The organism is Albimonas pacifica, assembly GCF_900113695.1.
Taxonomy (GTDB): domain Bacteria; phylum Pseudomonadota; class Alphaproteobacteria; order Rhodobacterales; family Rhodobacteraceae; genus Albimonas; species Albimonas pacifica.
Genome location: NZ_FOQH01000009.1, coordinates 139,165 through 159,721 on the forward strand (window position 1 = coordinate 139,165; position 20,557 = coordinate 159,721).

At 75.9% G+C, this 20,557-nt stretch carries 15 protein-coding genes and 1 tRNA gene; 3 read left to right on the forward strand and 13 right to left on the reverse strand.

Annotated features, from left to right (window positions below; genetic code table 11):
* Nucleotides 1-117: 117 nt before the first annotated feature.
* The 4 genes from secF to pobA all read right to left on the reverse strand — a co-directional run bounded on the left by secF (nucleotide 118) and on the right by pobA (nucleotide 4,569).
* Nucleotides 118-1,071: a protein translocase subunit SecF gene (gene secF / locus BM064_RS19590; protein ID WP_092862528.1), complete on the reverse strand. Its 954-nt coding sequence runs from the start codon at nucleotides 1,069-1,071 to the stop codon at nucleotides 118-120.
* 10 nt (nucleotides 1,072-1,081) lie between these two features.
* Nucleotides 1,082-2,749, reverse strand: coding sequence for a protein translocase subunit SecD (gene secD, locus BM064_RS19595; protein ID WP_092862531.1), 1,668 nt, complete (start codon nucleotides 2,747-2,749; stop codon nucleotides 1,082-1,084).
* 32 nt (nucleotides 2,750-2,781) lie between these two features.
* Nucleotides 2,782-3,114: a preprotein translocase subunit YajC gene (gene yajC / locus BM064_RS19600; protein WP_177236331.1), complete on the reverse strand. Its 333-nt coding sequence runs from the start codon at nucleotides 3,112-3,114 to the stop codon at nucleotides 2,782-2,784.
* A 285-nt stretch (nucleotides 3,115-3,399) separates the two neighbouring features.
* Nucleotides 3,400-4,569, reverse strand: a complete 1,170-nt coding sequence (gene pobA, locus BM064_RS19605; protein WP_092862534.1) for a 4-hydroxybenzoate 3-monooxygenase — start codon at nucleotides 4,567-4,569, stop codon at nucleotides 3,400-3,402.
* Nucleotides 4,570-4,621: 52 nt separating this feature from the next.
* Here pobA and BM064_RS19610 point away from each other — a divergent pair, with 52 nt between their 5' ends.
* A complete protein-coding gene (locus BM064_RS19610; RefSeq protein WP_092862537.1) occupies nucleotides 4,622-5,533 on the forward strand; it encodes a helix-turn-helix domain-containing protein in 912 nt (303 codons plus the stop codon).
* A gap of 61 nt (nucleotides 5,534-5,594) precedes the next feature.
* On the opposite strand, the gene BM064_RS19615 is transcribed toward BM064_RS19610, so the two are convergent.
* The 3 genes from BM064_RS19615 to BM064_RS19625 all read right to left on the reverse strand — a co-directional run bounded on the left by BM064_RS19615 (nucleotide 5,595) and on the right by BM064_RS19625 (nucleotide 8,747).
* On the reverse strand, nucleotides 5,595-6,380 hold the full coding sequence (locus BM064_RS19615; protein ID WP_245779222.1) for an FkbM family methyltransferase: 786 nt from the start codon (nucleotides 6,378-6,380) through the stop codon (nucleotides 5,595-5,597).
* A gap of 60 nt (nucleotides 6,381-6,440) precedes the next feature.
* Nucleotides 6,441-7,238 (reverse strand): SDR family NAD(P)-dependent oxidoreductase, encoded by a 798-nt coding sequence (locus BM064_RS19620; protein WP_092862539.1) that lies wholly within the window; start codon nucleotides 7,236-7,238, stop codon nucleotides 6,441-6,443.
* A gap of 168 nt (nucleotides 7,239-7,406) precedes the next feature.
* Nucleotides 7,407-8,747, reverse strand: a complete 1,341-nt coding sequence (locus BM064_RS19625; RefSeq protein WP_092862542.1) for a sigma-54 interaction domain-containing protein — start codon at nucleotides 8,745-8,747, stop codon at nucleotides 7,407-7,409.
* A gap of 299 nt (nucleotides 8,748-9,046) precedes the next feature.
* Here BM064_RS19625 and BM064_RS19630 point away from each other — a divergent pair, with 299 nt between their 5' ends.
* Together BM064_RS19630 and BM064_RS19635 are read left to right on the forward strand one after the other, a co-directional pair.
* Entirely contained in the window at nucleotides 9,047-9,883 is an 837-nt protein-coding gene (locus BM064_RS19630; protein WP_177236332.1) for an N-acetylmuramidase domain-containing protein, read from the forward strand.
* 77 nt (nucleotides 9,884-9,960) lie between these two features.
* Nucleotides 9,961-10,722, forward strand: a complete 762-nt coding sequence (locus BM064_RS19635; protein ID WP_092862545.1) for a hypothetical protein — start codon at nucleotides 9,961-9,963, stop codon at nucleotides 10,720-10,722.
* A 133-nt stretch (nucleotides 10,723-10,855) separates the two neighbouring features.
* Here the strand turns inward: BM064_RS19635 and BM064_RS19640 are convergent.
* The 6 genes from BM064_RS19640 to BM064_RS19665 form a co-directional block, all read right to left on the reverse strand.
* Nucleotides 10,856-10,945: transfer RNA gene (locus tag BM064_RS19640), tRNA-Ser, on the reverse strand.
* A 268-nt stretch (nucleotides 10,946-11,213) separates the two neighbouring features.
* Nucleotides 11,214-12,905, reverse strand: a complete 1,692-nt coding sequence (locus tag BM064_RS19645; protein ID WP_092862548.1) for a DEAD/DEAH box helicase — start codon at nucleotides 12,903-12,905, stop codon at nucleotides 11,214-11,216.
* A 270-nt stretch (nucleotides 12,906-13,175) separates the two neighbouring features.
* Nucleotides 13,176-15,188 (reverse strand): adenylate/guanylate cyclase domain-containing protein, encoded by a 2,013-nt coding sequence (locus BM064_RS19650; RefSeq protein WP_092862551.1) that lies wholly within the window; start codon nucleotides 15,186-15,188, stop codon nucleotides 13,176-13,178.
* Between the two features lies 1 nt (nucleotide 15,189).
* Nucleotides 15,190-18,600, reverse strand: coding sequence for a TonB-dependent receptor domain-containing protein (locus tag BM064_RS19655; protein WP_092862554.1), 3,411 nt, complete (start codon nucleotides 18,598-18,600; stop codon nucleotides 15,190-15,192).
* Nucleotides 18,597-19,028, reverse strand: a complete 432-nt coding sequence (locus tag BM064_RS19660; RefSeq protein WP_143103390.1) for a Pycsar system effector family protein — start codon at nucleotides 19,026-19,028, stop codon at nucleotides 18,597-18,599. Before BM064_RS19660 ends, BM064_RS19655 begins: the two co-directional genes overlap by 4 nt.
* A 253-nt stretch (nucleotides 19,029-19,281) precedes the next feature.
* The gene (locus BM064_RS19665; protein WP_092862559.1) at nucleotides 19,282-20,424 is read right to left on the reverse strand and encodes an iron-containing alcohol dehydrogenase; all 1,143 of its coding nucleotides are present in this window, start codon (nucleotides 20,422-20,424) and stop codon (nucleotides 19,282-19,284) included.
* Between the last annotated feature and the right edge of the window lie 133 nt (nucleotides 20,425-20,557).

Sequence of the window (20,557 nt, forward strand, 5' to 3'; positions counted from 1 at the left end):
GCTTCCCCGGGCCCGGCCGCCGCCGCCGGCCGCCCTCGGGGCGGTCTGCGACGAAAAACGCCCCCGCGCAGGGGGCGCGGGGGCGTCGGATCCGTCTTGGGCCGGATAGGGGTCGGCTCAGACCTGGGCGCCGAAGTTGGTGCCGGCCTTGGGGTCCTTCTCCGGCTTCGACCAGTCGCGGCTGACGCCCAGCTTCAGCAGGAAGAAGGCCGCGATGAAGATCGAGGAGTAGGTGCCCACCACCACGCCCCAGATCATCGCGAAGGTGAAGCCGCGGATCACCTCGCCGCCCAGCGCGTAGAGCGCGATCAGCGCCAGCAGGGTGGTGCCGGAGGTCATCACGGTGCGCGACAGCGTCTCGTTGATCGAGAGGTTGAGCACGCCCGCCAGCGGCATCTGCTTGTACTTGCGCAGGTTCTCGCGCACCCGGTCGAAGACGATGACGGTGTCGTTGAGCGAATAGCCCACGATGGTCAGCAGGGCGGCGATGATCGAGAGGTTGAACTCGAGCTGCAAAACCGAGAACAGCCCCACCGTCAGCAGCACGTCATGGACCAGCGCGATCACCGCGCCCAGCGCGAACTGCCACTCGAACCGCAGCCAGATGTAGATCAGGATCGCCCCGATCGAGAGGGCCAGCGCCAGCAGACCGTCGGTGATCAGCTCGCCCGAGACCTTGGGCCCGACCACCTCGACGCGGCGGAACTCGATGCCCTCGAACTCGGCCGAGAGCGCGTCCTGCACCTGGCCGACGACCGCCATCTGCGCGTCGCCGTCGCCGTCCACCGTGCCGATGCGCAGCATCACGTCGGTGGGGGCGCCGAACTCCTGCACCTGCACCTCGCCGAAGCCGAGGTCGGAGGCGGTGGCGCGGATCGCGCCGATGTCGGCCGGCCCCTGCGTGCGGGCCTCGATCATCGTGCCGCCGCGGAAGTCGATGCCGAAGTTCAGGCCCATCACCACGACCAGCGCGATCGAGGCGAGGATGCCGGCGATGGACAGGCCCGCGGCCCACTTGCCGAGCGACATGAAGTCGAAGGACGTCTCCTCGGGAACCAGCTTGAGACGCATCGTTCCCTCCTCAGACCTTGAGCGTCTTGGGACGCGCCCGGTCGAACCAGGCGGCGACCATCAGACGGGTGACCAGGGTGGCCGAGAACACCGAGGTGACGATGCCCAGCGCCAGCGTCACCGCGAAGCCCTTCACCGGGCCCGAGCCCATGAAGAACAGGATCGAGGCCGCGATCAGCGTGGTGACGTTCGCGTCCACGATCGAGGTGAAGGCGCGGGCGTAGCCGGCCTCGATGGCGCGCGCGGGGCCGCGGGCGGTCTTCAGCTCCTCGCGTATGCGCTCGAAGATCAGCACGTTGGCGTCGACCGCCATGCCGATGGTCAGGACGATGCCCGCGATCCCCGGCAGGGTCAGCGTGGCGCCGATCAGGCTCAGCAGCGCCATCAGCATCGCCACGTTCAGGAGCAGCGCGATGTTGGCGAAGAAGCCGAAGAGGCCGTAGCTGACGAACATGAAGATCAGCACCGCGGCGAAGGCCACGACGACCGCGATCTCGCCCGCGGCGATCGAGTCGGCGCCCAGGTCCGGGCCCACCGTGCGCTGTTCGAGCACGGTGATCTCGGCCGGCAGCGCGCCGGCCCGCAGCAGGATGGCGAGCTGGCTCGCCGTCTCCACCGTGAAGGAGCCCGAGATCTGGCCGGAGCCGCCGGTGATCGCCTCGCGGATGGTGGGCGCGGTGATCACCGCGCCGTCGAGCACCACGGCGAAGGGCCGGCCGACGTTGGCGGCGGTGACCTCGCCGAAGCGGCGGGCGCCGGCGGCGTCGAAGCGGAAGTTCACCACCGGCTGGCCCGAGCGGCTGTCGAAGCCGGGCTGGGCGTCGGTCAGCCGGTCGCCGGTGATCAGCGCGGCCTCTTCGAGCAGGTAGAAGACGCCCGGCTGCTCGGCGTCGGGCAGCTTGATCTGGCCCGGGGGCGGGGAGGCGTCGGCGTCCTGGGTGGTGCCCTCGACCATGTGGAAGGTCAGCCGGGCGGTGGTGCCGATGATCGCCATCACCTCCTCGGCCGAGCCGACGCCGGGGACCTGCACCAGGATTCGGTCGTCGCCCTGGCGCTGGATGGTCGGCTCGCGCGTGCCGGTCTCGTCGATGCGCCGGCGCACGATCTCCAGCGACTGCGCCATGGTGCGGTCGTCGATGGCGGCCTTGGCCTGGTCGGTCAGCTCGGCCGTGACGGTCGCGCCGTCGACCGAGACCGTCAGGTCCGGCCCGCCGCCGCCCAGAAGCCCCGCGTTGACCGGCTGGGCGAGGCCGCGCAGCACCTCGGCGGCGGCGTCGGCGCCCGCGGCGTCGTCGAGCCGGATCTCCAGCGCGTCGGGGCGGTCGCCCACCCGGCGGAAGGCGCCGACCTCGTCGCGCAGGTCGCGGAGCGCGCCGCGCGCCTCGGGCCAGAGCGCGTTCATCCGCTCGGCGTAGACGTCCGCGACATGCACCTCGACCAGCAGGTGGGCGCCGCCGCGCAGGTCGAGACCCAGGTTCACCAGGTCCGAGGGGGCCCATTCGGGCCAGGCCTCGGCCTGGGCCTGCAGCTCGGGGCCGTCGCGGCCGGCCTCGATCGCGGCGCGGGCGTCGTTGGCCTGCTCCACGGTCGGGTAAAAGAGGTTGGGCGCCGAGAACACGACGCCCGCCAGGCAGACGAGGATCACCGTCGCCATCTTCCACGTGGGAAACTGGAGCATGCGCCCCTCCGCCTTTCAGGCCTTCGCGGGGATCAGGCGTCCTTGACCGGCTCGGTCTTGGAGACGACCTGGGCGATGGTGCCGCGCACGACGCGGACCTTGACGCCCTCGGCGAGCTCGACCTCGACCTCGTCCTCGCCGTCCTTCACCCGGGTCACCTTGCCCATCAGGCCGCCCGCCGTGACCACCTGGTCGCCGCGGCGCAGGGCGTCGAGCATCGCCTTGTGCTGCTTGGCGCGCTTCTGCTGGGGGCGGATCATCAGGAAGTAGAAGATCGCGAAGATCAGGATCAGCGGGATGAAGGAGCCGAAGGCCCCCATCGGATCGCCTGCGGCCGTCTGGGCGTAGGCCGGGGTGATGAACATGCCGCCTCCTCGTTATGCGGTGCGTAGCTGCGTTGCGCGGAGGCATATGGGGAGGCACTCCCCGCCCCGCGAGGCCGCGCGGACTATAGCCGCGGGCGGCGCCGATGCAAGGCGGCCGGCCGCGGCAAGACCGGGCGCCCCCGCCGCCGGAGCGGCCGGGTCCGTTCACATCGCCGTGGGCGGGCCCTCGAACCCCGCCGGGCGCACTTGGATGCGCCCTCCCGTAGGGCGCATTTCAATGCGCCGTCCCGCCGCGCGCATGTCGACGCGCCGGCCGCCCCCCGATCAATAGGGCAGCCCCACGTAGTTCTGCGCCAGGGCCGTCTGGGCGGCCTCGTTCTCGGCCAGGAAGGCGAAATCGGCCTGCTGCATCCGCCGCTCGAAGGGCGACTGGTCGGGGAAGCGGTGCAGGAGCGTGGTCATCCACCAGCTGAACCGCTCGGCCTTCCAGACCCGCGCGAGCGCGCGGTCGGAATAACGCGCGATCCCCTCCTCCTCGCCGTCGGCATAGAAGGCCGCGAGCCCGTCGAACAGGTAGCGCACGTCCGAGGCGGCGGTGTTCAGCCCCTTGGCCCCCGTCGGCGGCACGATATGCGCCGCATCCCCCACCAGGAACAGCCGGCCCCAGCGCATCGGCTCGCAGACGAAGGAGCGCAGGGGGGCGAGGCTTTTCTCGATCGACGGGCCGGTGACCATGCTCTCGGCGATCTCGCCCGGCAGGCGGCGGCGCAGCTCGTCCCAGAAGGCCTGGTCGCTCCACGCCTCGACCCGGTCGGTCATCGGCGCCTGCACATAGTAGCGCGAGAGATTGGCGTTGCGCATCGAGCAGAGCGCGAAGCCCCGGTCGGAGGAGGCGTAGATCAGCTCCTCATGCACCGGCGGGGTTTCCGACAAGATCCCGAGCCAGCCGAAGGGATAGACCTTCTCGAACTCCCGGCGGACGGCGGCGGGGATCGTCTCGCGCGAGACGCCGTGGAAGCCGTCGCAGCCGGCGATGAAGTCGCAGTCGATGCGATGCTGCGTTCCGCCGTGGAGGTAGGTCACGAAGGGGGCGTCGCCGTCGGCCTCGTGGATCGCGACGCCCTCGCAATCGAAGCGCAGGTCCGCTCCCTCCGCCTCGCGCGCCTCGTAGAGGTCGCGGGTCAGCTCGGTCTGGCCGTAGACGAGGACATGGGCGTCGGCGAGCTTCGCGAAGTCGATGCGCAGGCGCCGCTCGTCGCAGGAGATCACGGCGCCGTCGTGGACGTAGCCCTCGGCCTCCATCCGCGCGCCGACGCCGGCCTCGCGCAGGAGGTCGGCCATGCCCCGCTCCAGCACCCCGGCCCGGATGCGGGAGAGGACATGCGCGCGCGTGCGCCGTTCGAGCACCACCGAGGCGACGCCCCTCCCCGCCAGAAGCTGCGACAGCAACAGGCCCGACGGGCCGCCCCCGATGATGCAGACCTGCGTGCGCATGATCCCTCCCTGACGTTTCGGGCGAAACTAGGCGGGGGGAGGCGACGCGCGAATGGATTTCCCGGCGCGATTCCGGCATTTTTCGACCATGTCCCGCGCCGAGTCCCCGCCCCCGACCACGCCCCCGATCCCCGCCTACGCGCTCTATGGCGAACAGCGCGAGTTCCCCGATGTGCTGCATTGCGAAGGGATCTGGGACCGGGCGCATCGCTACGACTGGGTCATCGCGCCCCACCGCCACCCGGGCCTGGAGCAGGTGTTTTTCATCGCCGAGGGCGGCGGCTGGGTGGAGCTCGACGGGACCCGCCGCGCGCTCTCGCCGCCCTGCGCGATCTGGGCGCCGCGGCGGGTCGTGCACGGGTTCCGCTTCGTCGAAGGCACGCGCGGCCACGTGATCTCGATCCCCTCGGCCGAGCTCGCCCCCGCCGTCTCCGCCGACCCCGACCTCGCCGCCTTCGCCCGGGCGCCGCGGCTGATGCCGGGCGACGCGGCCCTGCGCGGGGCGGTCGAGGCGCTGCACGAGGAATGGCGCGGCGCGGCCCCCCTGCGCGCGCCGCTGCTGCGCGCGCTGGCGCTGGCGCTGGTCGCGCGGCTCGCCCGCGCGTCGGCCGCGCAGGGGCGCGCGCCGGGGGCGGTCGAGGCGCGGATGGAGGCGTTCGAGGCGCTGGCCCGCGAGACGCTGTCGAAGGGCTGGAAGGTCGCCGACTACGCCCGCGCGCTGGGCTGCTCGGCCACCCACCTCACCCGCCTGACGCGGGTCCACGCGGGCCAGTCGCCGGCGGCGTTCCTCTCAGGGCTTCGGATGCAGGAGGCGCGCCGCCTGCTCGCCTACACGCTGATGGACGTGGCCGAGGTCGGCTACCGGCTGGGCTACGAGGACCCCTCCTACTTCTCCCGCGCCTTCCGGCGGGAGACGGGGCTCAGCCCCTCCGCCTTCCGCAGGCCGTATCGCAGCGACCCGTAGGGCGCATTTCAATGCGCCTGCCCACCACGCCCGCCCGCGCCAAGGCGCATCGAAATGCGCCCTACGTCTTCAGCCAGATCTCGTCCTGGCCGCAGAACTCCACCAGGCGATGGCCGGCGGCCTCCATGATCGCGCCGATCTCGGGGGTTCGGGTGTTGTTCTCGATGGCCCAGACGCGGACCGGGTGGCGCTCGAACGGGAACGCCTGGAGGGCGGCGACCTCGCCCCCCTCGATGTCGAGCGAGACGAAGTCGGGGGTTCGCGGCGCCTCGTCCAGGATCGCGGCGAGGGGTCGGAGGGGGACCCGGCGCAGGGTCTCGGCGTGGCGGGGGTCGGCGCGGACCCGGGCGAGCAGGCCGGGGTCGTAGCTGGCGGTCAGGCCGCTCATCTGGGTGTAGCCGGCGGAGACGTCGAGGAACTCGGCCTCCCCCTCCTGCGCCCCCACCGCGACGCCGAAGCAGGGGCAGCGGCGGACGGCGCGGGCGGTCTCGAGACGGGCGGGCGAGGGCTCGACCAGGACGCCGCTCCAGCCGCGGCGGCTCTCGAAGAACAGGGTGTTGGAGCCGGTGACGCCGTCGTAGCCGCCGATATCCGCGAAGACCCCGCCCGTCATCCCCTCCAGCAGCCGGTCCACGGCGCGGTCCTGGCCGGCCTGGCTCGCGTGGCCGCTGTCGGGGGCCAGCATCCGCTCGATCTCGTGCAGGCGCTGGTTGAGCATCCCGCGCCGCCGGGTGCGGTCCGTGCGCAGCGCCGCCCGCAACCCGTCGCGGGCGGCGATCAGCTCCCGCCGCGCGGCCTGCATCGCCGCGGCGGCGCGGGCCTCGGGCGAGGGATCGGGGTCGGGCATGGCGGCCTCCTGCCTTGGCGCCTCCCTGCAATGGCAAGCGGGGGCGGGCGGGGCAAGCGCTCAGGCGTTGCGGATGGTCATGCCGCCGTCGACCGGCAGCGCCGCGCCGGTGATGTAGCCCGCGGCGGGCAGGCACAGGGACAGGGTGGCGTGGGCCACCTCCTCGGGCTCGGCGTAGCGGCGCAGCGGCACCCGGCGGCGCACGAAGATCGCCTTGTGCTCCTCGGGGATGGCTTCGGTGATCGCGGTGCGCACCGGGCCGGGGCAGACCGCGTTGACGGTGATCCCCTCGGGGCCGAGATCCACCGCCAGCGCCCGGGTCAGGCCGATCACGCCGTGCTTGGCGGCCGTGTAGGGCGAATGCCGCGGCGAGGCGCCCAGCCCGTCGGTCGAGGAGACGTTGACGATCCGCGCGCAGTCCGAGCGGCGCAGCAACGGCAGCGCCGCCCGGATCAGCCGCTGGTGGGCGCTCAGCATCACCTCCAGCGTGCGCGACCAGACCGCCTCGTAGTCCTCGGCCTCCAGCGCCGAGGTCTGCAGGAAGCCCGCGTTGTTCACCAGCATGTCGAGCCGCCCGAAGCGCGCCTCGACCGCCGCCATCGCCGCGCGGCCCGCGGCCTCGTCGGCGACGTCGAAGGCGAGCGGCAGCACCTCGCCCAGCGCGGGGTTCGCCGCGCGCGCCGCGTCGATCTCCGCCGCCACGGCCTGCGCGGTCTCGGCGTGGAGGTCGGCGGCGACCACGTGGGCGCCTTCGGCGGCGAAGACATGGGCGGTGGCGCGGCCCATGCCCGAGCCCGCGCCGGTGACGAAGACGACGCGGCCTGCGACGGAGCGGGACAGGGAGAGGGGGGCGGACATGGCGGCTCCGATGCGGCCTCGGGCGAGGCGGGGCGGGATCGGACAGGCCGCCGCCCGCGCGGGATGCGCGGGCGCGTGGAACGCACCTCCCCGGCCGGGCCCCTGTGGCCGGGGCCTCGGCGGGCGCAGCCTAGGGGCGCCGCGGGGCGGGGGCAACGCGCGCGGCGCTCAGGCCCCCTGCCCCTCCGCCATGCCGTGACGGGCGAGGCGGCGGTAGAGCGTCATGCGCGAGCAGTTCAGCGCCCGCGCCGCCGCGGCCTTGTTGCCGCCGGCGCGGCGCAGGGCGGCCTCGAGCGTGGCGCGCTCGTCCTCGCCGGGGTCCTGCCAGCCGCCGGCGCCCTCGCCCACCCAGCCGGGGGGCCGCAGGCCGGGGGGCAGGTCGGCGAGGCGGATCTCGGCCCCCTCCCGCCCGATGGCCGCGACCTCGAGCGCGTTGCGCAGCTCGCGCGCGTTGCCCGGCCAGTCGTGGGCGGCGAGCGCGGCCGCCGCCGGTTCGGAGAGCCGCGCGGGCGAGGGCAGGCGCGAGAGCAGCAGGCGCGCCAGCGGCGCCACGTCCTCGCGCCGCTCGCGCAGGGGGGGCACGCGGATGCGGGCCACGGCGAGGCGGTAGAACAGATCCTCGCGGAACCGGCCCGCGGCGACCTCGGCCGAGAGGTCGCGGTTGGTGGCCGCGATCACGCGGGCGTCGAAGCGGGCGGGGGCGCGGGCGCCCAGCGCATGCACCTCGCGCGTCTCGATCGCGCGCAGCAGCTTGGCCTGCGCCGCGGCGGAGAGATCGCCGACCTCGTCGAGGAACAGCGTCCCCCCGTCCGCCAGCCGCATCTTGCCCGGATGGTCGCGCACCGCGCCCGAGAAGGCGCCGCGCACGTGGCCGAAGAGCTCGCCCTCGACCAGTTCGTCGGGGATCGCGGCGCAGTTCAGCGCGACCAGCGGGCCCGCGGCGCGGCGCGAGCAGCGGTGCAGCATCAGGGCCGCGCATTCCTTGCCGGCCCCGGTCTCGCCGGTGATCAGCGCGGTCGCCTCGCTCGCCGCCACCCGGCGCAGGAAGGCGCGCAGCTCGGCCACGGCGCGGCTGGCGCCGACGAGGCCGCAGCGCTCCGCCTCCCTGTCGGGGGCGGCGTCGGCCCCGGCCTGCGCCTCGCCGCGCAGTTCCGCGAGGTGGTGGGCCACCCGGGCCGCGAGGTCGGCGTCGCCGCCGGCGAGCGAGACGAAATCGTCCGCCCCCGCCCGCAGCGCCTGCACCGCGGCGGCCTGGCCGCGGTCGTCGCCCGCCACGATCAGCCGGGCCCCGGGCGCGGCCGCGCGCAGGCGGGCGAGCGCCGAGGCCTCGGCGGGGCCGACGCTGATCACCAGGGCCGCGCGCGGCGCGGCGCCGGCCGGGGCCTCTCCCGCGGCGCGGATCGGCGCGCAGCGCAGGCCGAGCTCCCGTCCCAGCGCCTCCAGTCTTGCGCGGCGGCGGTCGTCCGGATCCACGAGGACCAGCCTCGGGCGATAGGCCGGCGACGTCATGCAACCCCTCCCTGCGCGGCCGGATCGGACCGCGTCTTCCAGGTTTCGCCTCCCTCTCCGGCGAGTCCCGCCAGGGGCGGGCGGCCGGCACTCTGTATCGCGCGATGTAAACGATCTATGAACCTTCGTTTCAGAAAGATGAAGATCGCCTGCATCTGCGTAAGGTTTGCTTAATCCGGCAATGGATTGAAGTGACGAAACTCACAGACCGCGACGAGGTTCACATGGTTTTAATTGATTCCAACGTAATGTAATGCGCCCGTCGCTTGCCCAATGCTTCGCACAGGGGACCGATCGCCATGCCCGAAGACGCGACCCTTCTCGCCTTCGCCGGGGAGGCGGAGCTGATCTCCGACGACCGGCCCTACATCGAGGCGGCCGAGACGCTCGGCTGCGAAGTCGCCGCCGTGAAGGCGGTGGCCGAGGTGGAATCCCGCGGCGACGCCTTCCTGCCCGACGGCCGCCCCAAGATCCTGTTCGAGCGTCACATCTTCTCGCGCACCACCCGCAACGCCCATGACGCCGGGCATGGCGAGATCTCCAACCCCTCGCCCGGCGGCTACAAGGGCGGGGCCGCGGAATACGACCGGCTGGCCGAGGCGATCAAGCTCGACCGGGCGGCGGCGCTGGAATCCGCCTCCTGGGGCAAGTTCCAGATCATGGGCTTCAACGCCTCGACCTGCGGCTTCCGCACGGTGGAGGATTTCGTCGAGGCGATGTGCGCCTCGGAGGAGGCGCAGCTCGAGGCCTTCGTGGCCTTCGTGAAGCGCAACGGGCTCGACCGCGCGCTGCGCGCCCGCGACTGGGCGGCCTTCGCGCGCGGCTACAACGGCCCCGCCTTCCGCAAGAACAAGTACGACGAGAAGATGGCCGCCGCCTATCGCCGCCATGCCCAGGCCGCGGGCACGGGCTTCCGGGTCGAGACGGTGCGCGACCTGCAGGTGGCGCTGAACTTCCTGGGCGCCGACGCCGGCGACGCGGACGGGCTGATGGGCCCCAAGACCGCCGCCGCCATCCGCCGCTTCCAGTCCGAGTGCCGCCTGCCCGAGACCGGCCAGCCGACGCCGGCGCTGATGCAGGCCGTGCAGGCCGTCTACTTCGCCCTCGGCGGCAAGGAGGCGCGCGGGGTCGTCTGACCCCTCCCGCCCCCGCCCCGCCGCCCGGTTCCCGCCGCGCCGCTCCCGTGGCCCGGTTTCCGCCCAAGGAGGCGCCGATGCTGCCCGTGGTCCTTCCCCTGCTCACCTCGCTCGCGCCCGTGCTCGCCCGGGCCGTCACCGGCTCGGACCGGGCGGGCGAGGTGACCTCCGCCGTCTCCTCGGTCGTCGAGCGGGTGGCGGGGATCAAGCCGGACACGCCCGAGAAGGTCGAGCGGGTGCAGGCGATGATCCAGGCCGACCCGAAGCTGTTCATGGAGATGCGAACCCAGCTCCAGGCCATCGAGCAGGCGGAGCTGGAGGCCTATCTCGGCGACCGCAAGGACGCGCGCGCCCGCGACGTCGAGCTGCGCCGCCTGGGCGAGCCGGGCAACACGCGCGCCAACGTGATGCTGGCCATGGCCTTCGGGGCGATCATCGTGATCGCGGGGGCGCTGGTGCTGCTGAACGCCTACGGCCAGTCGAACGAGTTCACCGGCGCGATCTTCGGCTTCCTGACCGGGATCGGGGGGATGTTCGCGCGCAATGTCGGCTCGGCCTTCGATTTCGAGTTCGGCTCCTCGCGCGGGTCGCAGCAGAAGAGCCAGCAGCTCGAGAGCCTGACCGCCCGCCTGCAGGAGGTGCAGGGCCAGGCGGCCCAGGGCGCGGCGAGCGGCATCGCGGGCGGGGTGGTCGGCGGCATCGCCCGCGCGGCGCCCGAGGCGATCGAGGCGGTGCGCGAGGCCTTCGAATCCGACGATGCCGACGATCTCAACCGCAAGAGCCTGGGCGCCTTCCGCCGGCGGATGTCCGGCGCCTCCGCGGCCCCCGCCGCCGGCTGACGGCCGCCCGGCCCCCCCGGCCCGGCGGCGCGCCTCCCGGCCGCCCGCATCGGGCGGCCGCGAGGCCCGCGCGCATCACGACGCCCCGCCGCGGGGGCCCGGGACGGCGATTTCGCCGGCGATTTCAGGATGATGGCGGAGACGAAGGGATTCGAACCCTCGAAACCCTTCCGGGTTTACTCCCTTAGCAGGGGAGCGCCTTCGACCACTCGGCCACGTCTCCGCGGAGGGGTGTAGCAGCCGGAGCGCCCGAGTTACAAGGCTGATTCGACATCGGCTCCCAGCCTGCGGAGGCGGCGGCCAAGCGACTGGAAACGCTCGACAAGGCGGCGCGGATGCGGGCCCGGAGACCGAACGCCGCGGCCCGCGCCCCGCACATGACGTGGCGCCCCTCCCAGACCCGGCGCGATCCCCCGACAGGACGAGCGGCGCCCGCGGCGCCCCGCCGGGGCCCGCCCCCCCTCCTGACGACGGGGCCGCGGCGCGTCGGCTCAGCCGCGGGGGCCGGCGGGGCGGCCCTTGCGATGGGGCCTCGACGGGGGACCGGAGCGGCGGGGGCGGCCGCCGGGGCCGTCGCCGCGCTCGGAGCCCGGGGGCGGGCCGTCGGACGGGGCGACGCGCACGCCCTTCTCCAGCGTCCGGCCGGGCGAAATCGCGTCGAGGAAGGCCTCGGCCCGGTCGGCGGCGATCTGCACGTGGGTCGAGGTCTCGCCGATGCGGATCGCGCCGACGTCGCGCCGCTCGAGGTCGCCGCCCGACAGGATCATCGGCAGCAGCCAGCGGGGTTCCGCGCGCTGCTTGCGCCCGACCGAAAGCTCGAACCAGACGCTGGCGCCGAAGGCCTCGCGCGCGGGGCGGCGGGTCTCCTCGCCGGGGTCGGTCAGCTCTTCCGGCGCGGCCATGCCGGCGCGCAGGCGACGCAGGAAGGCGGCGGCCACGCGCTCGGGGCCGTGACGCTCCAGCAGCGCCGCGACCATCGCCTGCTCATCCTGCGCCACCGCCTCGGCGAGACCCGGGTCCTCGAGGATGCTGGCGTCGTCGCGGGCCTGGATCTCGGCCGGGCCCGGGGGCGAGGCCCAGGTGGTCTCGACGCCGGCGCCGGCCAGCAGCCGCTCGGCCTTGCGGCGCGCCTTCACCGGCACGATCAGCGCGCACAGGCCCTTGCGCCCGGCACGACCGGTGCGGCCGCTGCGGTGGACCAGCGTCTCGGAGTTGGTGGGCAGGTCGGCGTGGATCACCAGGTCCAGCCCCGGCAGGTCGATGCCGCGGGCGGCCACGTCGGTGGCCACGCAGATCCGCGCCCGCCCGTCGCGCATCGCCTGCAGGGCGTGGCTGCGCTCGGACTGGCTCAGCTCCCCCGACAGGGCCACCACCGGCAGGCCGCGGTTGGTGAAACGCGCGGCGAGATGGGCCGCGGACGCGCGGGTGGTGCAGAACACCAGCGCCCGCTCGGCGTCGTGGAAGCGCAGGAGGTTGTAGACCGCGTTCTCCCGGTCGGCGGGGATCACGGCGTAGGCGCGATAGTCGATGTCGGCATGGGCGCGCCGCTCGGCGGCGGTCGAGATGCGCGCGGCGTCGCGCTGGAAACGCTCGGCCAGCGCCGCGATCCCCTTGGGCACGGTGGCCGAGAACAGCAGCGTGCGGCGATCCTCGGGCGCGGCGGCGAGGATGAACTCCAGATCCTCGCGAAAGCCGAGGTCGAGCATCTCGTCCGCCTCGTCGAGCACCGCGGTGCGCAGGTCGGCGAGGTCCAGCGCGCGCCGCTCGATATGGTCGCGCAGGCGGCCGGGGGTGCCCACGACGATATGGGCGCCACGCTCCAGCGCGCGACGCTCGGCGCGCGGGTCCATGCCGCCGATGCACGACGCGAAGACGGCGCCGGCGGGGGCGTAGAGCCACTCCAACTCCCGGCGCACCTGCATGGCGAGCTCGCGCGTGGGCGCCACGACGAGGGCCAGCGGCGCCTCCGCCGGGCCCAGCCGCTCGGCGCCCTGCAGCAGGTCGGCGGCCATCGACAGGCCGAAGGCGACGGTCTTGCCCGAGCCGGTCCGCGCCGAGACCAGCGCGTCGCGCCCGGCGACCTCGGGGTCGAGCACGGCCTCCTGCACGGGGGTGAGATCCTCGTAGCCCCGCTGCGCGAGGGCGGAAAGGAGCGGAGACGGGACGAGCTGTGCGGCGAGCATCGGGACGACCTTCCTGGATAGCGGGCGAGTTCGACCCGGGCCGACGCAATGACGCGTCGCGGCGCTTGCCGCAAGTGCGTTCGCCCGCCCTGCGGGAGAAGGCGGACCTTCCGTCGCCGCAAGGCTCGGGCTCTGCGCCCCCGACCGGGGCGGCCGGGACCGTCGGCGACCGTCGGAGACCGGCCTGGCGCAAGGCTCGGGGATGCGGCGGGCTTTTGCAAGGCGCGCGCGCCGTTTCCGGCCTGCGGCCCTCCGCCCGGGGCGACGGCGCTACTTGCTGTCGGCGGCGACCGAGCCGTCCCAGTCGGGCGGCGGCGGGGCGGCGCGGAAGGCCTGGGCCTGGCGGATCATCGCGGCGGCGTAGACGGCGGCGGCGGGCTCCTGCGCGGCGAGGCGGGTCCAGGCCTCGACCGCGGCGGACCAGTCGCGCCCACGGTAGAAGCGCAGCGCCGCGGCCTGCACCTCCGCCGCCCCGGCCGCGGGCCACAGCGCGGCGGGCGCGTGGATGCGGGTCGGCGCGGCGCGGCCCTTCACCGCGATCAGGTCGAGCTCGATCAGCCCCGGCCCGTCGGGCGCAAGCGCCGCCGCGCCCTCTCCCACCAGGATCGTCGCGCCGTAGCGCTTGGTCAGCCCCTCCAGCCGGGCGGCGAGGTTCACCGCGTCGCCCAGCGCCGTGTAGTCGAAACGCCGGTCGGAGCCCATGTTGCCTACCACGCAGTCGCCGCTCTCGATCCCGATCCCGCAGGCGAGGCCGACCGGCGGGCGGCCGGCGGCGCGGGCCTCGGCGTCGATGCGCGCCGACAGGCGCTCCACCCGCCCGGCCGCGTCCAGCGCCGCCGCGATCGCCCGGGCGGCGTGGTCGGGCAGGTCGAGCGGGGCGTTCCATACGCCCATCACGCAGTCGCCGATGAACTTGTCGACCATGCCGCCGCTTTCCAGCACCGCGTCCGCGATCTCGGTCAGGGCGCGGTTGAGGATCTCGGTCAGCGCCTCGGGGCGGTCCTTCATCCGCTCGGTCAGGGTGGTGAAGCCGCGCAGGTCGCAGAACATCAGCGTGGTGGTGCGCCGCTCGCCGCCCAGCCGCAGGGCCTGCGGGTCGTCGGCGAGGCGGCGGACCATCTCGGGGGCGAGGTAGCGCTCGAACGCGCGCAGGATCCGCCGGCGCGCCAGCCGCTCGGCCGCGTGCTCGAGCCCGGCGTGGCCCAGCCCGCCGGCCAGCGCCGCGAAGGCCGGCGCCGCGGGCGGCAGCCAGACCCCGGCCGCGAGCCCCCCCGCGCAGGCGGCCGCCGCGACCAGCGCCACGCCCGCCGCCGCCGCCGCGCCGGCGGGAGGCGGCGCGCGGCGGGCGAGCGCCACCGCGGCCCCTGCGGCCGCGACGGCCGCGAGCGGCGCGGCCCAGCCGGGGGCGGGGACCGTCCAGCGGCCGCGGGCCAGGGTCTCGATGGCGCGCGCATGCATCTCGACGCCCGAGGCGAGGCCCGCCCCCCGCGCGGTCCAGGCGCTGCGGAAGCGGTCGGGGCCGGCCTCGGCCCCTCCGGGCCCGGCGCGCAGGTCGAAGCCGACCAGCGCCACGCGCCCGGCCAGCAGCTCCGGCGGCAGCATCCGCGCCGCGTCGAGCGCCTGGTAGACCGAGACCCGCGGCAGCCCGCCCGGCGGGCGCGACATGTCGATCAGCGCGCCCGGCGGCGGCGTCGGCGCCCCCGTCGGCAGCGCCTGCGCGGCGAAGGCGTCCGCCCGCCCCGGCAGCCGGCGCAGCGCCCCGTCGGGGTCGAGCGGCAGCCCCACGTCGCCGCAGCGCGCCCCGCGCCCGGCGAGGACCGGGGCCGGCGTCACCCGCTGGGTCAGCACGCCCTGGGGCGTCTCGATCCGCGCCTCGTCGCAGCCCAGCGTCACGTCCGGGCCCAGCGCCGCGGCCAGCGCCGCGTCCTCGGCGGGGTCGGAGGCGTCGGCGAACAGGATGTCGACGGCGACCGCCGCCGCGCCCGCGGCGCGCAGCGCCTCGATCAGCCGGGCGTGCAGGCTGCGCGGCCAGGGCCAGGGCAGGCCGATCTCCTCGAACGAGGGTTCGTCGATCGCCACGATCACCACCGGCGCCGGGCCCTCGGGCGCGGGCAGCCGCGTCGCCGCCTGGTCGTAGGCCGCCCGGTCGAGCGTCGCGAAGACCCCGAAGGCCGAAAGGCCCGCCGCCGCCGCCCCCGCCAGCGCCGCGACGGCGAGGCTCGCGCGCAGGGGCACGCGGTGGGACGCCCTGCGGGAGGGGCGGCGGGCGGGGCGGGCGGCCATCTCAGAACCGGACCGCGGCGGTCAGCCAGATCGAGCGGCCGAGCGGGCGCTGGCCGAAGGGCCGCTCCAGCTCTGCGTCGAGCAGGTTGCGCAGCTCCGCGGCCAGCGACAGGCGCTTCTCGAACGGCTCCCAGCTCGCGGCGGCGTCCAGGGTCCACACCGGCCCCAGCCGCCCCTGCCCCGGCCCCGCCCAGGCGTCGGAGGTCCAGACCGCCTCGAGCGAGGCGCGAAGCTGCGCGGGGTTCGCCCAGGCGAGCCCCGCCCGCGCCGTCCAGTCGGGCGCGTCGGGCAGCCGGCGCCCCGTCGCCGGCCCCTCGTCGATGCGGCTTCTCGCATGCACCACCCCGGCCGACAGCCCGAAGCCGCCCCCCAGCCACAGGTTCGCCGTCGCCTCGGTGGCGTGCAGGGTGGCGCGGGCGACGCCGAAGTCGACCAGCATGTCGCCGGTGTCCCAGCTCAGCCCCTCCAGCCGCAGGCTCTGGTGTTCGATCGCGAGATGCAGGCGCGCGCCCAGGTCCGCGTCCCAGCGCGCGATGCCGCCCCACAGCTCCCCGTCCGCGTCGAAGCCCGGGCGCAGCGGCGCGAGGCCGAGCACCGTCGCCGGCGCCAGCGAGACCGAGGCCGGCGCCGCCTCGCGCAGGATCGCCGCGCGGAACCGCCCCCCCACGGCCGGGCGCCAGGCGAGACCGGCGCGCGGCGCCGCCCAGGGCTCCCCCCCGCCCTCGTCCCGGACGCCGAGGCCGAGGCCCGCCTGCGCCTCCAGCTCCGGGGTCAGGCGCTGGCGGCGGTCGACGAAAAGCTGGCCGAGGGTGGAGGAGTCGCGGCTGCGCTCCGGCGTCACCACCAGCCCGCCGGTCCCGAGGTCCAGCAGCCCCAGCGCGCCGGTCGTGCGCGAACGGGCGCCCTGCGCCTCGAGCCCCGCCGTCCATTCCCCGCGCGCGTCCGCCGCCCGCCAGCCGAGGCCCGCGAACCAGGACTCCGCCCGGCGCGAGGCCTGCGCCTCCAACAGCGAGGGCGTGGGCCGGGCCAGCAGGCGCAGGGCCGCCGAGTCGCTCTCCTGGCGCGCATAGGTGGCGAAGGCGGTCAGGAACGAGCGCCCCTCCAGCCGCAGGGAGCCGCCGAGCCCCACCGAGACGTCGCGGCGTCGCTCGGCGTCGGAGGCGGGCAGGCCGCCCACCGGCTCGTCGTCACGCGGCCCGTCCTCGGCCCAGGACAGCAGGCCGAAGGCCCCCAGCCGCGACGTCGGCGCGGCCCCCAGCAGCAGGTCCGCGTCGCGGGGCGAGGCGGAGGTCCGCCCCGGCCCGTCGATCTCGATCCCCCCCAGTCCGGCCGAGAGCGCCAGCGGCGTCCAGCTGCGGTCGAAGGCCTCGAGCCGCATCCGCCCGCCGCGGGCGTCCACGTCGTCGAAGCCCGCGACCGCCGAGGCCTCCAGGTCCAGGAACGGGCGGCGCAGAAGGTCGGTTGTGCGCAGGCGGGAGCTCGCCGCCAGCGGCTCGATCTGCAGGCCCTGCACCGCGCCCGCGTCCCCGCCCGAGGCGTCGATCCCCCCGCGCCCGACCGAGATCCGCCGCGCCACGCTGTCGGCGAAGAGGCTGTCGGCGGACAGCGGATCGTGCGCCGCGTCGCCCACGTCGCGCGCCCAGTCGTCGAGCCCGATGAAGGAGAACGCCTCCGCCAGCCGCGAGCCCCCGCGCCGGTCGGCGGCGAGCCGCCAGGCCTGCCCGCCCTGGCTGCGCTGCAGGCGCAGCGCCTCGCGCGCCTGCACGATCGCCGCGTCCGCCTCGGCCCGGTCGAGCGCGATGACCGCGCCGATCTCGGCGGCCAGCGGATCGTTGGGGTCGAGCCTTCGGGCGGCGTCGAGCTCCTGCTCCGCCCGGCGCAGGTCGCCCGACTGCCAGGCGGCGATGGCCAGCATCAGCGAGGTCTCGGCCGCCGCCGGCTGGGCCGCGAGCGCGCGCAGCAGCGTGTCGCGGGCCTGGGGCGCGCCCTCCTGGATCTCGACCCGGCCCAGCGCCCGCAGGCCCAGGTAGCCGCCCGGGTCGTCGCGCAGCAGCGCCTCCGCCTCCGCCCGCGCCTCGGCCGCCCGCTCCTCGTCCATCAGCAGGATCGCGAGGTTGGCGCGCGCCTCCGGCCGCCCGGGGGCGAGGGCCACGGCCTCGCGCCAGGCCGCCTCCGCCCCCACCAGGTCGTCGAGCGCATAGCGCGCGAGGCCGAGCGCGTTCCACAGCGACTCGCGTCCCGGGTCGAGGGCCAGCGCCTCCAGCAGGCGCGCCTCCGCCGCGCGGTGGTCGCCCTCGAGGTCGGAGAGGCGCATCGCCTCCGCCTCCAGCGCCGGCAGGGCGCCCGGATGCTCCGCCGCCAGCCGGGCCGAGAGCGCCTCGGCCCCCGCCCGGTCGTCGCGCAGCACCGCCACCTGCAGCGCGGCGGCGAGGTCGGCGGCCGTCGCCCCGCGCGACAGCACCTCCTGCGCGGCCTCGAGCTCGCCCGCGAAGGCCAGCGCCACGCCGCGCCCCGTGACGTCGATCGCGGCGCCCGAGGGGGGCGGGGCCGCGAAGCCCCCGCCCGCCGCGGCGCGCGCGAAGGCCGCGAGCCAGGCCGCCGCGGCCCGCCCCTCGGGGTCGAGCCCGGGGGCGGCGGCCTCGAAGCCCTGCGCCGCCGCCTCGGGCCGGCCTGCGTCCAGCGCCTCGACCGCGGCGGCGAAGCGCGCCCGCGCGGCCGGGTCGCCGCCGGGACCGGCCAGCGCCGCGGCCGCGTCCAGCAGCGGCTCGTAGGCCGCGTCGGGGGAAAGGGTGTAGAGCATCTGCGCCTGCTCGCGCCGCGGCGCCACCAGCAGCTTCACCGGCGCCCGCCCCGGCGCCGCCAGCGCCTGCTCCCCCTGCCCCGCGGTGACCGAGCCCAGCGCGTTCGAGAGCGCCACCGACCCGTCGTAGACCGAAAGCCGCGTGGTCCCGTCGGCCGCCACCTCGACCGCCCAGTCGGTGCCGCGCACGGCCGCCGCGGCGGTGGGGGTGCGCAGCGCGGTCCCCCCCTGGCCGCGGCGGCTGCGCGCCCAGATCGCTCCGCGCTGGAGGGTCAGGTCGGCGCCCTCGGGCGTGACCGCGTTCACCACCAGCTCGCTGTCGCGATGCAGGCGCATCACCGTGCGGTCGGCGAAGAGGATCGAGACCAGCCCCGCAGGCCCGGTGCGCAGCACGTCGCCGGCCAGCAGGTCCTGGCCCAGCACCAGCGGGTCGAAGGCGGCCTCGGCGACGAAGCGGATGGTCTCCCCCGACTGGCGCGCCACGACCGAGCCGCTCGCGGCCCCGGCCCGCGGCACGGGCCCGTCGGCCGCCGCGACAGGGCCGCCCGCCGCCAGCAGCGCCAGCGCCAGGAGCAGGCCGCGCCGGGACGCGCGACGGGACGCGGCGCTCATGGCAGGACGAGCGCGGCGCTCAGCGCCGTGACGTAGATCCCCACCAGCACCACGCCCGCGCGCATCCGCCGGCGCTTGGCGAGGTAGATGCCGTGCAGCACCCCGACCGAGGCGGCGTAGTCCACCGCGAAGTCCGGGGCCGCCACATGCGCCGCCACCTCGGCCGGGCTGCGGGCGGCGTCGAAGAGCATGCCGCTGCCCCGCGGGCCCGAGCGGGGCAGCAGGCACAGGATGAACAGCAGCGTCGCCGCGCAGAAGAACCCCGCCTGCAGCGCCCGGGTCCAGAACGGCAGATGCGCCTCCGACAGGCGCGCGGCCAGCGGCGAGACGGTGATGGTCAGCACCGCCAGGAAGATCTGCGCCTTGGTGTCGAGCGCGCGGATCGCGCCCTCGTACATCCGCAGGACCGTATCGTGCGCGTCAGCCATCGCGATCCGCCGGACCGGCCGCGACCGGACCGCGCGGGCCTGCCGCCCGCCGCCGCCGACTCGTCATCGTCCAGGGCCCCCCAACCGAAAGCCGCAGGATGCGACGCGAACGACGGGGCCCGCTCGCCCGATCCCGACGCGCCGCGCCGCATTCGGCGCCCGCGCCCCTGGGCCGCGGCGCAAGGCGCGGCGTGCGCGGGCCCGGAGCCCTGCTCAGGCGTCTTGCGGACCCGGGGCGCGGCCGCCGGCGCGTTCAGGCGGCGGCGGCGAGCATCCCCTCCAGCTCCGCCGACGTCAGCGCGGCCGGGTTGGCCTTCATCGAGGAAGAGGCCGCGGCCGCCTCGGCCGCCGCGCGCCGCTCCCCGGGCGCGAGGCCCATGGACGAGAGGCCCGGCAGGCCCTGCGCCGTGCTCCAGGCGTCGAGGGCGGCGAAGGCCTTCTCGGGGGCCACGTCCAGCGCCCCGGCGATCCAGCCGCGGACCCGGGCGATGCGGCGGGCGGGCTCTCCCCCCGTCCGGGCCGCGTTCAGCGCGAGGCCGTGGGGCAGCAGCCGCCCGCAGATCGCCCCGTGCGGCGCGCCGGTCATGCCGCCGAGCACGCCCGCAAGCCCGTGCACCACCCCCAGCCCCGCGTTGGCCAGCGCCAGCCCCCCGCAGAGGGCGACCCAGGCCATCTCGTCCCGCGCGCCCGGATCCTCCCCCTGCGCGAGCCGCATCAGGGCGGCGAGACCCCGCGGAATCGCCGGCTCGCACAGCGCGTCGGTGAAGGGGGTGGCGCGGGAGCAGATCCAAGGCTCGATCACCTGGGTGACCGCGTCGAGGCCGGAGGCGAGCGTCACCCCCCACGGGCAGCCGTCGGCGAGCGCCGGGTCGACCAGCGCCAGCCGCGGCAGCATCCGTGCGTCGCGCAGCGAGACCTTGCGGCGGTGCTCGGGCACCTCGACGACGGCGTTGCGGGTCGCCTCGGCGCCGGCGCCGGCGGTGGTGGGGATGGCGACGAAGGGGAGGGGGGCGGCGGGCAGCGGGCGGCCTTCGCCGACCACCTCGAGGTAGCGCAGCGGCGGGCCGTCGGCGGTCGCCAGCGCCGCGGCGGCCTTGCCGAGGTCGATGACCGCGCCGCCGCCCAGCGACACGACCACCTGCGCGCGCCGCGCGGCCTCGGCCGCGGCGGTCACCGCGGCGAGCGTCGGCTCGCCCTGCCCCGCGATCTCCTCGACCTCGCAGCCCTCGGCACGCAGGGCGTCGCGCAGCCAGCCGGCGCGGGCGGGCGAGCCGCCGCGGACCAGCAGCACCCGGGCGCCGAAGGCCGCGATGCGGGGGGCGGCCTCGGCGGCGGCGCGGCCCCGGCCGAAGACGATCTCGGCGGGGCCGGCGAAACCGAAGGGCGGCCGGGTCATGGCAGGGGCTCCGCGGGCGATGGGCAGGGGCGCAAAAGATGCGCGGCGCGCCCGGGGGACGCGCCGCGCGAAGGGTCGCATCCGGCCGCGCGCAGGCGGCCGGCGGGCGCGGGCCCGGCCGCCCGAAGGCGGC